The 15,501-nt window shown below is 39.3% G+C and carries 15 protein-coding genes; 9 read left to right on the top strand and 6 right to left on the bottom strand.

The window, feature by feature from the left end:
* Positions 1-25: 25 nt before the first annotated feature.
* The 7 genes from dcm (at position 26) to uvrB (ending at position 9,045) form a co-directional block, all read left to right on the top strand.
* Entirely contained in the window at positions 26-982 is a 957-nt protein-coding gene (dcm, locus tag AA974_RS04925; RefSeq protein ID WP_196207221.1) for a DNA cytosine methyltransferase, read from the top strand.
* Positions 983-1,113: 131 nt separating this feature from the next.
* Positions 1,114-1,548, top strand: a complete 435-nt coding sequence (locus tag AA974_RS04920; RefSeq protein ID WP_064433664.1) for a hypothetical protein — start codon at positions 1,114-1,116, stop codon at positions 1,546-1,548.
* A 1-nt stretch (position 1,549) separates the two neighbouring features.
* A complete protein-coding gene (flgK, locus tag AA974_RS04915) occupies positions 1,550-3,370 on the top strand; it encodes a flagellar hook-associated protein FlgK (RefSeq protein ID WP_064433663.1) in 1,821 nt (606 codons plus the stop codon).
* Between the two features lie 199 nt (positions 3,371-3,569).
* The gene (gene ggt / locus AA974_RS04910; protein WP_064433662.1) at positions 3,570-5,273 is read left to right on the top strand and encodes a gamma-glutamyltransferase; all 1,704 of its coding nucleotides are present in this window, start codon (positions 3,570-3,572) and stop codon (positions 5,271-5,273) included.
* Between the two features lie 268 nt (positions 5,274-5,541).
* Positions 5,542-6,312 carry a tetratricopeptide repeat protein gene (locus AA974_RS04905; protein WP_064433661.1) on the top strand — a complete coding sequence of 257 codons (771 nt, stop codon included), beginning with the start codon at positions 5,542-5,544 and terminating at the stop codon, positions 6,310-6,312.
* 376 nt (positions 6,313-6,688) lie between these two features.
* Positions 6,689-6,844, top strand: a complete 156-nt coding sequence (locus tag AA974_RS08240) for a hypothetical protein (protein ID WP_154815444.1) — start codon at positions 6,689-6,691, stop codon at positions 6,842-6,844.
* A gap of 224 nt (positions 6,845-7,068) precedes the next feature.
* Positions 7,069-9,045, top strand: coding sequence for an excinuclease ABC subunit UvrB (uvrB, locus tag AA974_RS04900; protein ID WP_064434071.1), 1,977 nt, complete (start codon positions 7,069-7,071; stop codon positions 9,043-9,045).
* Between the two features lie 10 nt (positions 9,046-9,055).
* Here uvrB and AA974_RS04895 read toward each other — a convergent pair whose 3' ends face one another.
* The 6 genes from AA974_RS04895 to AA974_RS04870 all read right to left on the bottom strand — a co-directional run bounded on the left by AA974_RS04895 (position 9,056) and on the right by AA974_RS04870 (position 14,550).
* Entirely contained in the window at positions 9,056-9,889 is an 834-nt protein-coding gene (locus AA974_RS04895) for an outer membrane protein (RefSeq protein WP_064433660.1), read from the bottom strand.
* A 71-nt stretch (positions 9,890-9,960) separates the two neighbouring features.
* Positions 9,961-11,283, bottom strand: coding sequence for an adenylosuccinate lyase (gene purB, locus AA974_RS04890; RefSeq protein ID WP_064433659.1), 1,323 nt, complete (start codon positions 11,281-11,283; stop codon positions 9,961-9,963).
* Between the two features lie 108 nt (positions 11,284-11,391).
* On the bottom strand, positions 11,392-12,336 hold the full coding sequence (locus tag AA974_RS04885) for a thiamine pyrophosphate-dependent enzyme (RefSeq protein ID WP_064433658.1): 945 nt from the start codon (positions 12,334-12,336) through the stop codon (positions 11,392-11,394).
* Positions 12,337-12,348: 12 nt separating this feature from the next.
* The gene (locus AA974_RS04880) at positions 12,349-13,572 is read right to left on the bottom strand and encodes a 2-oxoacid:ferredoxin oxidoreductase subunit alpha (RefSeq protein ID WP_064433657.1); all 1,224 of its coding nucleotides are present in this window, start codon (positions 13,570-13,572) and stop codon (positions 12,349-12,351) included.
* Positions 13,573-13,581: 9 nt separating this feature from the next.
* Positions 13,582-13,974 carry a 4Fe-4S dicluster-binding protein gene (locus AA974_RS04875; RefSeq protein ID WP_000656174.1) on the bottom strand — a complete coding sequence of 131 codons (393 nt, stop codon included), beginning with the start codon at positions 13,972-13,974 and terminating at the stop codon, positions 13,582-13,584.
* A gap of 15 nt (positions 13,975-13,989) precedes the next feature.
* Positions 13,990-14,550 carry a pyruvate flavodoxin oxidoreductase subunit gamma gene (locus AA974_RS04870; RefSeq protein WP_000486455.1) on the bottom strand — a complete coding sequence of 187 codons (561 nt, stop codon included), beginning with the start codon at positions 14,548-14,550 and terminating at the stop codon, positions 13,990-13,992.
* 72 nt (positions 14,551-14,622) lie between these two features.
* Here AA974_RS04870 and AA974_RS08190 point away from each other — a divergent pair, with 72 nt between their 5' ends.
* Entirely contained in the window at positions 14,623-14,745 is a 123-nt protein-coding gene (locus AA974_RS08190) for a hypothetical protein (protein ID WP_268864594.1), read from the top strand.
* 93 nt (positions 14,746-14,838) lie between these two features.
* On the top strand, positions 14,839-15,501 hold the full coding sequence (locus AA974_RS04865) for an outer membrane protein (protein WP_064433656.1): 663 nt from the start codon (positions 14,839-14,841) through the stop codon (positions 15,499-15,501).

The raw sequence follows: 15,501 nt of genomic DNA, 5'->3' as shown, positions 1-15,501 counted from the left end.
TTAGTTGTATGTTAGGAATGGTTGATTGGGAATTTTAACTTTTATGGATTTTTGTTCTGGTATTGGTGGAGGCCGTTTGGGCTTGGAGCAATGCCATTTAAAATGCGTAGGGCATGCAGAAATCAATCATGAAGCCCTTAGAACTTATGAATTATTTTTTAAAGACACTCATAATTTTGGGGATTTGATGCGAATCAACTCTAATGATTTACCCGATTTTGATGCGCTCATTAGCGGTTTTCCTTGTCAAGCTTTTTCTATTAATGGTAAAAGAAAGGGCTTTGATGATACAAGAGGGACTATTATTTATGGGCTTATTCGCATTTTAAAAGTTAAACAGCCTAAATGTTTCTTGCTTGAAAATGTTAAGGGCTTAATCAACCATAAGCGACAAGAAACTTTTAAAACCATTATCAAAGCCTTGCAAGAAGCGGGCTATACAACTTATTATCAAATTTTAAACAGCGCTGATTTCCAATTAGCCCAAAAAAGAGAACGCCTTTATATCGTAGGGTTTAGGAAGGATTTGAAACACCCGTTTAATTTCCCTTTAGGTTTAGCCAATGATTATTATTTCAAGGATTTTTTAGACGCTGATAATGAATGCTATTTGGATACCAATAACGCTGCATTTCAGAAATATTTGCATAATAAATACAACCATAACCGGGTTTCTTTAGAGGATATCTTAACTTTAGAAAACGCCGTTTTAGACACAAGACAATCTGATTTAAGGTTGTATTTCAATGTTTTTCCTACTTTAAGGACAGGAAGGCATGGCTTGTTTTATATCCAAAAAGGCAAAATCAAAAAATTAAACGCAACTGAAAGCTTGCTTTTACAAGGATTTCCTAGGGATTTGATCGCTAAGATTAAAGGTAATCCTAACTTTAAAGAAAGCCATTTGCTATCCCAAGCGGGGAATGCCATGAGCGTGAATGTGATTGCTACTATCGCTAAAGAAATGTTAAAGGCGATTTAATAAGGGAGCTTTAAGGGGAGAATGATTTCAAAATACCTCACTATCCCCTTAAGAAATTGGGTTTTTATAATAAAATAAAATGGCATAGTATTTGCTTGAATACGGCTGAAACAAGAGCTAAAGGATTTGTTATGGTCGTTTTACATTCTCATTTAGAAAACGCGCTAAACCAATTGAAAGAATTGATTGATTTAACGGAGTGCGATATAAGAGACATTAAGCTCGCTAAACACACCGAAATTTTTGAAAGAAACCATCAAAAACAGCTAGCGATTCAAACTTTTGAAAAAGAAAAAGCAAATATAGATGTGCAAATGTTGTCTTTAAAAAATCAATTCCCTAATAAAGAAATGAGTGAATTATTAGACGAAAAAACGAGCGATTTTTTAAACCAAATGCGAGAGTCTTTGCTTGTTTTGAAAGAAAAAAACTTGATTTATTCGCGCATGGCGTTTGCGGTTTCTGAGTTTTATTCTTCTCTTATCCAACAAATCATTCCCCATGACACTTGCGACTATAAAGGCTCTAGACATGTGGGGAGTCATTTTTTAAGAGTGCAGGCGTAAAATGGGCGGGATTTTATCTTCACTCAACACTTCTTACACCGGCTTGCAAGCCCATCAGAGCATGGTGGATGTTACTGGGAATAATATTTCTAACGCTAGCGATGAGTTTTATAGCCGTCAGCGCGTGATCGCAAAGCCTCAAGAGGCTTACATGTATGGCACTAAAAATGTGAATATGGGCGTGGATGTAAAAGCTATTGAAAGGGTGCATGATGAGTTTGTTTTTTCTCGTTACACGAAGGCTCATTACGAAAACACTTATTACGATACAGAATTTTCGCATTTAAAAGAAGCGAGCGCGTATTTTCCGGACATTGATGAAGCGAGCCTTTTTACGGATTTGCAAGATTATTTTAATTCATGGAAAGAATTGTCTAAAAACGCCAAAGACTCCGCTCAAAAACAGGCTCTCGCTCAAAAAACAGAAGCTTTAACGCACAACATTAAAGACACCAGAGAAAGATTAACAGCCTTACAGCATAAGGCGAGTGAAGAATTAAAAAGCGTTATCAAAGAAGTCAATAGCCTGGGTTCTCAAATCGCTGAGATCAATAAACACATCAAAGAAGTGGAAAATAACAAGAGTTTAAAGCATGCGAATGAATTAAGGGATAAGCGAGATGAGTTGGAATTCCATTTGCGAGAGCTTTTAGGGGGGAATGTTTTTAAAAGCAGTATTAAAACCCATTCGCTCACAGATAAAGACTCAGCAGATTTTGATGAGAGCTATAACCTTAATATCGGGCATGGATTCAATATTATTGATGGATCTATTTTCCATCCTTTAGTGGTTAAAGAATCCGAAAATAAAGGGGGTTTGAACCAGATTTATTTTCAAAGCGATGATTTTAAGGTTACTAATATTACTGACAGGCTCAATCAGGGAAAAGTGGGGGCGTTATTGAATGTGTATAATGACGGCTCTAATGGGACTTTGAAGGGCAAATTGCAAGATTATATTGATTTGTTGGATTCTTTTGCTAGGGGCTTGATAGAATCCACTAATGCGATTTACGCTCAAAGCGCGAGTCATCATATTGAGGGCGAGCCTGTGGAGTTTAATAGCGATGAAGCCTTTAAAGACACTAACTACAATATCAAAAACGGCTCGTTTGACTTGATTGCTTACAACACCGATGGTAAAGAAATCGCTAGAAAAACCATTGCTATCACGCCCATTACAACCATGAACGATATTATCCAAGCCATTAACGCTAATACTGATGACAATCAAGACAATAACACCGAAAATGATTTTGATGATTATTTCACAGCGAGCTTTAACAATGAGACTAAAAAGTTTGTTATCCAGCCTAAAAACGCTTCGCAAGGGTTGTTTGTTTCTATGAAAGATAACGGCACGAATTTTATGGGAGCGTTAAAGCTCAACCCTTTTTTTCAAGGCGATGACGCTTCTAATATCAGTTTGAACAAAGAATACAAAAAAGAGCCTACCACTATCCGCCCATGGCTTGCCCCCATTAACGGGAATTTTGATGTGGCGAACATGATGCAGCAATTGCAATACGATAGCGTGGATTTTTATAACGACAAGTTTGACATTAAACAAATGAAAATCAGCGAGTTTTATCAATTTTTAACCGGTAAAATCAACACGGACGCTGAAAAATCAGGGCGTATCTTGGACACTAAAAAGAGCATGTTAGAGACCATTAAAAAAGAGCAACTTTCTATTTCGCAAGTGAGCGTGGATGAAGAAATGGTGAATTTAATCAAGTTTCAAAGCGGCTATGCGGCTAACGCTAAGGTCATTACCGCTATTGATCGGATGATAGACACTTTATTGGGGATTAAACAATAAGTTTTCTGCCAATAGCGTTTTTATCCAATAAGCCTTACTTAACTTATTTTTTAAACTCTGTTTATTTTAAAACTCAGAGTCTTTTTTATAACCAACATTCAAACGATGATGATTAATAGCTTTTATAAGCTATAAGCGAGAGGGTGCTTTGTAAAGCTTATGCTATAATAACAATTATTGTTGATTGAAAGGAAAATAGATGAGACGGAGTTTTTTAAAGACGATTGGCTTGGGTGTGATGGTGCTCTCTTTGGGTTTGTTGAGCCCTTTGAGTGCAGCGAGTTACCCCCCCATTAAAAACACTAAAGTAGGGTTAGCCCTTTCTAGCCACCCGCTAGCTAGTGAGATCGGGCAAAAGGTTTTAGAAGATGGGGGTAATGCGATTGATGCGGCTGTAGCGATAGGTTTTGCTCTAGCGGTCGTCCATCCTGCAGCAGGCAATATTGGTGGTGGGGGTTTTGCGGTTATCCATTTAGCTAATGGTGAAAATGTTGCCTTAGATTTTAGAGAAAAAGCCCCCTTAAAAGCCACTAAGAACATGTTTTTAGACAAGCAAGGCAATGTAGTCCCTAAACTCAGCGAAGATGGCTATTTGGCGGCTGGGGTTCCTGGAACGGTGGCGGGCATGGAAGCGATGTTGAAAAAATACGGCACCAAAAAACTATCGCAACTCATTGATCCTGCCATTAAATTGGCTGAAAATGGTTATGCGATTTCACAAAGACAAGCAGAAACCCTAAAAGAAGCAAGGGAGCGGTTTTTAAAATATAGCTCTAGCAAAAAGTATTTTTTTAAAAAAGGGCATCTTGATTATCAAGAAGGGGATTTGTTTGTCCAAAAAGATTTAGCCAAGACTTTAAATCAAATCAAAACGCTAGGCGCTAAGGGCTTTTATCAAGGGCAAGTCGCTGAGCTTATTGAGAAAGACATGAAAAAAAATGGAGGGATTATCACTAAAGAAGATTTAGCCAGTTATAATGTGAAATGGCGTAAACCTGTGGTAGGGAGTTATCGCGGGTATAAGATCATTTCTATGTCGCCACCAAGTTCAGGAGGCACGCATTTGATCCAGATTTTAAATGTCATGGAGAATGCGGATTTGAGCGCCCTTGGGTATGGGGCTTCTAAGAATATCCATATCGCTGCAGAAGCGATGCGTCAAGCTTATGCGGACAGATCGGTTTATATGGGAGACGCTGATTTTGTTTCAGTGCCGGTAGATAAATTGATTAATAAGGCGTATGCCAAAAAGATTTTTGACACTATCCAGCCAGATACGGTTACGCCAAGCTCTCAAATCAAACCAGGAATGGGGCAGTTGCATGAGGGGAGCAATACCACGCATTATTCTGTAGCGGACAGGTGGGGGAATGCAGTCAGCGTTACTTACACCATTAACGCTTCTTATGGGAGTGCTGCTAGTATTGATGGGGCAGGATTTTTATTGAACAATGAAATGGATGATTTTTCCATAAAGCCTGGGAATCCTAATCTCTATGGTTTAGTAGGGGGCGATGCGAATGCGATTGAAGCCAATAAGCGCCCTTTAAGCTCCATGTCGCCTACGATTGTGTTGAAAAACAATAAGGTTTTCATGGTGGTGGGAAGCCCTGGAGGGTCTAGGATTATCACTACGGTGTTGCAAGTGATTTCCAATGTCATTGATTATAATATGAATATTTCTGAAGCGGTCTCAGCCCCTAGATTCCACATGCAATGGCTTCCTGATGAATTAAGGATTGAAAAGTTTGGCATGCCCGCTGATGTGAAAGATAACCTCACTAAAATGGGCTATCAAATCGTTACTAAGCCGGTCATGGGCGATGTGAATGCGATCCAAGTTTTGCCTAAAACTAAAGGGAGCGTTTTCTATGGGGCAACGGATCCAAGGAAAGAATTTTAATTCTTTGTCATATACAGGCTTTTTAGCTCTCATCTTTCCCTATTTTTTTTGGGGGGGGGCTTTTTAGCGAGGAAATCTTAAATTTAGTTTTAAAATTCATAAAAATAGTGTAGAATTTCTCAATACAAGAGACGATATTCGATCTAAAATGGTGTATGCAAAAATGGAGTTTGAGAGTGTTTGCTGATTCTGGAACGCATGCAATTTGTTTTTTAAGATTGGTGGCTGTTGACATTATTTTGATCTTATTAATAGTAGAGGAGCAACAATGAGATACTCAAGTAAATTAGCCTTGAAAATTTGTTTAGTAGGTTTGTGTTTATTTAGCACTCTTGGGGCAGAACACCTTGGACAGAGAGGGAATTATATTTATAAAGGGGAGGAAGCCTATAATAATAAGGAATACGAGCGAGCGGCTTCTTTTTATAAGAGTGCTATTAAAAATGGCGAGCCGCTTGCTTATATTCTTTTGGGAATCATGTATGAAAATGGTAGGGGCGTTCCTAAAGATTACAAGAAAGCGGTTGAATATTTTCAAAAAGCTGTTGATAACGATATACCTAGAGGGTATAACAATTTAGGTGTGATGTATAAAGAGGGTAGGGGAGTTCCTAAAGATGAAAAGAAAGCCGTGGAGTATTTTAGAATAGCTACAGAGAAAGGCTATACTAACGCCTATATAAACTTAGGCATCATGTATATGGAGGGTAGGGGAGTTCCAAGCAACTATGTGAAAGCGACAGAGTACTTTAGAAAAGCGATGCATAAGGGTAATGTAGAAGCTTATATCCTTTTAGGGGATATTTATTATAGTGGGAATGATCAATTGGGTATTGATCCAGACAAAGATAAGGCTGTTGTTTATTATAAAATGGCGGCTGATATAAGTTCTTCTAGGGCTTATGAAGGGTTAGCAGAGTCTTATCGGTATGGGTTAGGTGTGGAAAAAGATAAGCAAAAAGCTGATGAATACATGCAAAAAGCATGTGATTTTGACATTGATAAAAATTGTAAGAAAAAGAACACTTCAAGCCGATAACTCTCAAACTTGGGCTTGATTGAAGGATTTTTTGTTTTATACTAAGTAGCGTGTTTTTTGAGCCATTGATTTGAAGCGATAGATTAAAGATATTGCATTTTTCATGGCTAAGTGGCTTTATACTAAAAACTTTAGCCAAAAAACATTGCTTGTTATAACTTTGCTTTGTTTGTCTCGCCTGAATATTCCCCTTGTCTTAACAAACCCCTAAATTTACAAACTCCAAACAATAGCCAAAGGTTTAGCGACCACTTTAAGCGGAGCGTTAAAGTATCAATGGACTAAATCCACCTTATAGACTTTATACCGCAACGCACCCAATCGCAGGCGTGGAATTACCCAAATCCTTGAACGAAGCCATGAATTAAAAACTAAAATGCGAGAATATGAAAGCTATTTTACTAATTTTAACGCTAGCATGCGCGCAAACGAGCAAGGAGTGATAAACACCCTAAACGCTAATGCGCAAAACATTAGAAGCGAGATTGAAAGGTTAGAAAACGGGATTACAGAAACCACAACCAGGCTTTAACGAGCTATCAAATCTTTTTAAAAGAAGCTAGAGGTAACGCTACAAATTAAATTAACGCTAACAAGACCGAAAGCCTTGAAACGATCAAAGACGCTAGAGAACAAGCTAAAAATGAAATTAGTGAAGCCAAAAAACAATCATTATCAAAACATTGATTTTTTTGAGATTGAATAAGGCGTGTTTAAAAACCACTATAATACCCCTAAAAAATGCGAGTTTTAAAGATGCCTTTATTTGATTTAAAAAGCCCTTATCCGCCAGCAGGCGATCAACCCCAAGCTATAGAAGCCTTAACGAAAAGCTTGAAAAATAACAACCATTATCAAACTTTAGTGGGGGTTACAGGAAGCGGTAAGACTTATACGATGGCTAATATCATTGCTCAAACCAATAAACCCGCTTTGATCATGAGCCATAATAAGACTTTATGCGCGCAGCTTTATAGCGAATTTAAGGCGTTTTTCCCACATAATAGGGTGGAGTATTTTATCTCCCACTTTGATTATTACCAGCCTGAAAGCTATATTCCTAGAAGGGATTTATTCATTGAAAAAGACAGCTCTATTAATGATGATTTAGAGCGTTTAAGATTGAGCGCGACCACCTCACTTTTAGGTTATGATGATGTGATCGTGATAGCGAGCGTTTCGGCTAATTATGGTTTGGGTAACCCTGAAGAATATTTAAAAGTCATGGAAAAAATCAAAGTGGGCGAGAAGCGCGCTTATAAGAGCTTTTTATTAAAGCTAGTAGAAATGGGTTATAGCCGTAATGAAGTGGTGTTTGATAGGGGGAGCTTTAGAGCGGCGGGGGAATGCGTGGATATTTTCCCCGCTTATAATGACGCTGAATTCATTAGGATTGAATTTTTTGGCGATGAGATAGAAAGGATTGCTGTCTTTGACGCTTTAGAAAAAAATGAAATCAAGCGCTTGGATTCTGTCATGCTTTATGCGGCCAGTCAGTTTGCCGTAGGGAGTGAGAGGTTGAATTTAGCGCTTAAAAGCATTGAAGATGAACTCGCTTTAAGATTGAAATTTTTTAAAGAGCAGGATAAAATGCTTGAATACAACCGCTTGAAACAACGCACCGAGCATGATTTAGAAATGATTAGCGCAACTGGTGTGTGTAAGGGCATTGAAAATTACGCGCGCCATTTTACAGGCAAAGCCCCTAATGAAACGCCTTTTTGTTTGTTTGATTATTTAGGGATATTTGAGCGGGAGTTTTTAGTCATTGTGGATGAAAGCCATGTGAGTTTGTCGCAGTTTGGGGGGATGTATGCAGGGGATATGAGCAGGAAAAGCGTTTTAGTGGAATATGGTTTTAGATTGCCTAGTGCTTTAGACAACCGCCCTTTAAAATTTGATGAATTTATCCATAAAAATTGCCAGTTCCTTTTTGTGTCCGCTACGCCCAATAAGCTAGAATTAGAGCTTTCTAAAAAGAATGTCGCTGAGCAAATCATTCGCCCTACAGGGCTTTTAGACCCTAAATTTGAAGTGCGAGACAGCGACAAGCAAGTCCAGGATTTATTTGATGAAATCAAGTTAGTGGTGGCTAGAGATGAAAGGGTGCTCATCACCACACTCACTAAAAAAATGGCAGAAGAATTGTGCAAATATTATGCTGAATGGGGCTTGAAAGCGCGTTACATGCATAGTGAAATTGATGCGATTGAACGAAATCACATTATCCGCTCTTTAAGGCTTAAAGAATTTGACATTTTAATAGGGATCAATCTTTTAAGAGAAGGGCTGGATTTGCCTGAAGTCTCTTTAGTAGCGATCATGGATGCGGATAAAGAAGGGTTTTTAAGGAGTGAAACAAGCCTCATTCAAACCATGGGGCGAGCCGCTAGAAACGCTAATGGCAAGGTTTTATTATACGCTAAAAAAACCACTCAAAGCATGCAAAAAGCCTTTGAAGTTACTAGCTACAGGCGCGCTAAGCAAGAAGAGTTTAATAAGCTTCATCATATTACTCCCAAAACCGTTACTCGCGCTTTAGAAGAGGAGTTGAAATTAAGAGACGATGAAATTAAAATCGCTAAAGCCTTAAAAAAGGACAAAATACCTAAAAGTGAAAGGGAAAAAATCATTAAAGAACTGGATAAAAAAATGCGAGAATGCGCGAAAAATTTGGATTTTGAAGAAGCGATGCGTTTGAGAGACGAAATCGCTAAATTAAGAACGCTTTAAAAACTATCGCTTAAAAACTATAAGTGTAGTTGAAATAAACCGAGTAATTGCACCTGAAATCAACTTGATACAACAAGCTGTTGATCCCGTATTCTAAAAATCGTAAAACCTTTAGGACATCTCCACTATTATTGCTAATGTTATTCATGGAATAATAATGGTTAAAATAATAAGTAGGGATTTTAATCCCAAAGCCAAATTGGTTGCGCTTATTCCCCAAACGAACCCCTAAATCCACCAAAAACTGGAAGCCATTTGGATCCACTTTCCCGCCAAAAGTGTCTTGAAGAAGCGTTTGATACAATAATTCATTGCTCAATTTCTTATACACTCCAGCAAAAGCAATCCCCAGATTGAACCCGGCAAAAAACTTATCCCCATTATAAGCGTTAAATAATAAATCCATATAAGAGCCGTAAGTGGAAATGATGATAGACTGCGATTCTTGAGCACCATAAAGAGAGGCGCTCAAATCATAAAATAGCCCCCACCTGAAGCCAAACCATTTCGTTTCTTCATGCTTGCCCACCCATTTATAGCCCGCTTGTACGCCAAGACCATTAGACACATACGAATTTTTAAAAACAGGGCTTAAGCCATCGCTGAAAAGGATTTGGGTTCTAGTGAAACGCTGGAATAGATTCAAATTGCTGTAGTTGTGCTGAACGCTTCCTAATTGATACCCAAGCCCCAGATAAAACGCCGATCTATCCGCATAGCGTTTGATGGGCAAAACCACCTTTTTATTAAAAAAAGTGTAATCCCCTTTAGTCAAAATGTCTTTAAAACCCTCTGCATTAAGTGCGCAAGAAAGCCCTAAAATTAAACATAACGCTCGCTTCAAAAAACCCCTTAATTTAAAACTTTAATTTTTTACCGCTTAATTTTATAGTTTTGTTTTTGTAAAAACGCGCCTTATTCAAACACCCTTTTAAAAATCGCCCCCACATTTTTAGTGTAATAACTATAATCAAAACATGCTTTGATTTCATCCTCGCTCAAATATTTTTTCAAGCGTTCATCGTTGAGTAGGGCGTTTAAAAACAAATTTTCATCAGCGTTTTTAAAAGCTCCTTGTTGCAAAACCTCCCATATTTTCATCGCATTTTCTTGCACGATGAGATAGCTTTCTTCTCTGCTCAAACCTTTTTTAGGCAATTCCAATAACACCCGTTGCGAAAAGACTAGCCCCCCACTCAAAGCTAAATTTTTAAGCATGTTTTTAGGATAAACCACCAAATTTTCAATCACGCTATTCAAGCGGCTGAGCATAAAATCGCTAGTGATGAACAGATCGGGCAATGCAAAACGCTCCACAGAGCTATGGCTCATGTCCCTTTCATGCCATAAGGCGACATTTTCTAGCATAGGGGTAGCAAAAGAGCGAATCACCCTGCAAAGCCCGGTGATATTCTCGCTCAATATGGGGTTTCTTTTGTGAGGCATCGCAGAGCTTCCTTTTTGCCCTGCTGAAAAAGCTTCTTCCACTTCATAGACTTCACTGCGTTGCAAATGGCGGATATTGACAGCGATTTTTTCACAACTGCTCGCTAAAAGAGCCAGATCGCATGCAAGCCTAGCGTAGCGGTCTCTTTGAATGACTTGATTATTGATATTGGCGGTTTTTAAGCCTAAAAATTTGCACGCTAATTCTTCTAATTCTAAGGGGGCGTGTGCGAAATTCCCCATAGCCCCACTGATCGCTCCCACGCTGATAAATTCCATCGTTAAATCTAAGGCTTTTAAATGCCGTTTGATTTCATCGGCAAAAAGGGCCAACACTAATCCAAAAGTAATGGGTTCGCCAAACACCCCATGGCTTCTGCCCACCATCAGCGTGTCTTTATGCTCTAAAGCCCTGTTTTTAAGGGTTTCATAGAGGTTTTTAACGCCTTTTTGAATGAGTTTTAAGCTTTTTGTCATCAATAGCGCCATAGCCGTATCAATGCAATCGCTAGAAGTGATCCCATAATGAAAAAAACGGGATTCTTCGCCCAGACTTTCAGCCACGCAAGTGGTGAAAGCGATTAAATCATGCTTAGTGGTTTTTTCAATTTCTTTGATGCGCTCAAGGTTGAATGCCGCCTTTGAGCAGATTTTTTCACAATCGCTATCTTGGATTTGCCCAAGCTTGTTCCACGCCCTAACGACAGCTTTTTCCACTTCTAAATAGGTTTCAAACTTGGTTTGCTCATTCCATAGGGCTTTCATTTCTTCATTCGCATAGCGTTCTAACACCGGCAAATCCTTAAAATCAAAATGGAATTTATGTTACTTAAAGGGGTTTAAAAAGTCAAGGGAGAAAATCACACAAGACGCAAAAAGCGCCTTGATTTAATGGAAGAGCTATACTTTAGCTTCTTCTCTGCGTTGCAAGTATTCCCAACGCTCATTCACATCTTTTTGCAATTCTTCAATAATGTGTTCGTTTTCTTTTTTGAAAAGGTGTTTGAAGCGCTTTTGAGCCCCTAAATAATCCTTTACAGGAATGATATTTCTTGGGCGGTAAGTGATTTTCAACTCCCTGCCATTAAAGATTTCAAATAGGGGGAACATCAAGCTATCCACAGCCATATCCGCTAATTCAATGGTTTTATTGGATTCAAATTTCCATTCAGTCGTGCATGGGCTAAGAGCGTTGATGAAGCAAGGCCCTTCAGTGTCTAGTGCGGTTTTAATCTTTTTATTCATGTCTTTCCATTTATTGGGCGAGAGTTGTGCCACATAAGGAACCCCATGGCTTGCCATGATATTGACGATGTCTTTTTTCTTTTCTTTTTTGCCAAAGCTAACCGATCCTGATGGCGTGGTAGAAGTGCTAGCCCCTAATGGTGTAGAGCCGCTTCTTTGGCCGCCGGTATTGGCGTAGTTTTCATTATCTAGGCAAATGTAAGTCATGTCATGCCCTCTTTCCATGCAACCGCTGATGAATTGAAAACCAATATCATAACTAGCCCCATCGCCCCCGAATGCCACAAATTTTGGTTTTTGACCTTGATAGCGGCCCTTATTCACGAGTGCTTTATACATCGCTTCCACCCCTGAAATCGCCGTAGAGCCATTTTCAAAACCAATATGAATCCAAGGCACATCCCATGAAGTGTGCGGATACACCGCCGAGCATACCTCTAAACAGCCGGTAGAATTGCCTAAAACAATAGGCCCATCTACAGCGTTTAAAACTTCGCGCACGATAATGCCATGCCCACAACCCGGACAAAGCAAGTGTGAGCCTTGAAATTTTTCAGCGCTTTGGCTAAAACCTTTGAGTGTTTTGACTTCTTTTACCATGATATTTCCTTTTTAAAAAAAGCTCATTTTAGGACCGCGCAAGCCTACGAATTGTTGGGTAGAGTGCGTGAGCGTGCCTTTAAGAGCGTCTTCATTGATTTCTTCAAAAATTTCACATAAATGCGCGATTGTCATATCCCTTTCGCCTAAACCATAGATATAGTTAGACACCACAGGGTGTTTAGTCCCTTGCGTTTGATACACCGTGCTCGTTACTTCATTAAACATCGCTCCCATAGCACCCGCTGGAGAGCTCTTGTCTAAAACCGCTAAAGCTTTAAGATTTTTCAAATCCTGCCCTAATTTTTCATAAGGGAAGGGGCGTAAGGAATGGATGGTAGCCGCACCGGCCTTAATGCCTTTTTTACGCATTTCTTTAGCCGCTACGATCGCTGATTCATAGGTAGTGCCTAATGCAAAGATAGCGATTTCAGCGTCTTCTAGCTGGAAAGTTTTAGTCAGATGGTATTGTCTGCCGGTGAGTTTAGCGAAATCATTGAACACTTCTTCAATCACAGAAGATGCGCTCATGATCGCATGGTGGAGTTGGGCTTTATGCTCATAATGCCATTCTTCTTCAGCTTGTGCGCCATAGCTTACCGGTTTATCAAAATCCAAAAGGGAATGTTTGGTTTGGTATTCGCCTACGAATTGATAAGCCACTTCATCGCTCAAAGGGCGGACATTCTGCACGGTGTGCGAGCATAAAAAGCCATCTTGATTGACAATAGTAGGCACGCGTACCTTCTGATGCTCTGCGATTCTAAACGCCATTAAAGTGAAATCATAAGCTTCTTGGGGGTTGCATGTGCATAAACTTATCCAACCAGAATCCCTGCTTAAATACATATCAGAATGATCGCCATGGATATTCAAAGGGGCTGCTAAAGCACGATTGACTAAATTCAAAACGATAGGCAAACGCATGCCAGAAGCCTGGTATAAAACCTCTACCATTAACGCTAAACCTTGAGAGCTAGTCGCAGTGCTGACCCTCCCGCCTGCAGCAGCAGCTCCCACGCATGCACTCATGGCGGCATGCTCAGATTCCACTAAAACAAATTCGCCATCAATATAGTCATTATCCTTAAACGAGCCATAATTCTGTACAATGGGCGTTGATGGGGTGATAGGATAGGCTGCGACGACATCAATTTGAGCCTGTCTTAAAGCGTTAGAGCTAGCGGTATTACCATCCCACACTTCTATCTCTTGTAATTCAATACTTCTTGCCATATCTTTTCCTTATGATTTTTTCTTTTCTTGTTTTTGCGGCCATTGAGTGAGAGCGGTAGCAGGCTCAATTTGTTCTTCAAACATCCATAGCGATTTAGGGTTGGTGGGGCAGACATCCACACACACGCCACAGCCTTTACAATGAGAATAATCCACGCCTTTTAATTTGCCCTCTCTTGAAAGAATAGCAGCGTCTGGGCAATAAACCCAACAATTAAAGCAATTGATGCAAATATTATTGTTATGCACAGGCTTAGCCACGCGCCAATGAGCCACTGAAGTGGTGAAGTAGCTTTGCTCGGTGTAATGGCGCTCATCATTGTGTTTTTCCATTTCGCTTTGCGCGTTTTTTTCAAAAGGGAAGAGCACCGCTCCCATTTCAAATTCATTCCAATCTTTCATCTTTGCTCCTTAATGTTATTGAACTTCTTCATAAGCTCTTTGGATAGCGAGCATGTTAGCGTCAATGACTTCTTGCGTGAGCTTTTTGCCTAAAACTTTCTTAAAAGCTTCTTTAAAAGCCCCGATTTCAAGCATGCCAGACACTTTCATCAACGCCCCTAGCATGGGCGTGTTAGGGATGGGGCGTTTTAAGGTTTCCATAGAGATTTTTAAACAATCCACTAAAAACACCTTACGGGTTTTCAGTTCAGGTTTTTTTTCAAACAATTCTTCTTTGTTAAGATAGCTAGTGATGATATAGGTTGTGTCTTCTTTTTCATTAGCGAAGATGTTTTCAATGAAAACCAAACCGGGATCAATCACCAGCACATAATCAGGTTGCATGAAGCGTTCATGGTTTAAAATAGGCTCATCATCAATGCGGTTATAAGCCATCATAGCAGCCCCCCTTTTAGCTGAACCATAAGAAGCGAACGCTTGCACTTCTTTGCCTGTTTTTGAAATCACATCAGCCAGCCCCTTAGCACCGGTGATAGCACCTTGGCCAGCTCGTGCATGCCATCTAATTTGAAACATGGTAGTATGTCTCCTTAATATCGTATAAAAATAAATTGAATATACCCAAATTATACAAGAAAAACCATTAATATGTCTTATAACAACACCTTTTTAAGAATTTTTACAGGAAAATGGGGGCATACCCACAAGCATTATGGCTATTTTATGGCTATTTATTCTAAAAAGATAGGCGTTCTCAATAAAAACCACTAATATTTATTTTAAACTTTGTTATTATTTAGGGTGTGATTTGATTTTAGTCTGTATGGGGCAAGTGTGGGGCAGGATAACATAAGGAATTGGGTTATGAATAAAACAATGGTTAAAATATTGATGGGCATGGCGTTATTATCATCGCTTCAAGCCACAGAGGCAGAGCTTGATGAAAAATCCAAAAAACCTAAATTTGCGGATAGGAATACATTTTATTTAGGGGTTGGGTATCAACTTAGCGCGATCAACACATCTTTTAGCACCGAGTCTGTAGATAAATCGTATTTCATGACCGGCAATGGCTTTGGTGTGGTGTTAGGGGGGAAATTTGTGGCTAAAACGCAAGCTGTAGAGCATGTGGGTTTTCGTTACGGGTTGTTTTATGATCAGACTTTTTCTTCTCACAAATCCTATATTTCTACCTATGGTTTAGAATTTAGCGGTTTGTGGGACGCTTTCAATTCGCCAAAGATGTTTTTAGGGTTAGAGTTTGGCTTAGGCATCGCTGGGGCGACTTACATGCCAGGAGGGGCTATGCATGGGATTATCGCTCAAAATTTAGGCAAAGAAAATTCGCTTTTCCAATTGCTTGTGAAAGTGGGTTTTCGTTTTGGCTTTTTCCACAATGAAATCACTTTCGGGTTGAAATTCCCTTTCATTCCTAACAAAAGAACTGAAATCATTGATGGCTTGAGCGCGACTACTCTATGGCACCGCTTACCGGTCGCTTATTTCAATTATATCTATAATTTTTAG

The organism is Helicobacter pylori, from assembly GCF_001653475.1.
GTDB classification, from domain to species: domain Bacteria; phylum Campylobacterota; class Campylobacteria; order Campylobacterales; family Helicobacteraceae; genus Helicobacter; species Helicobacter pylori_CM.
This window is presented reverse-complemented; position numbering and strand designations above follow the sequence as displayed.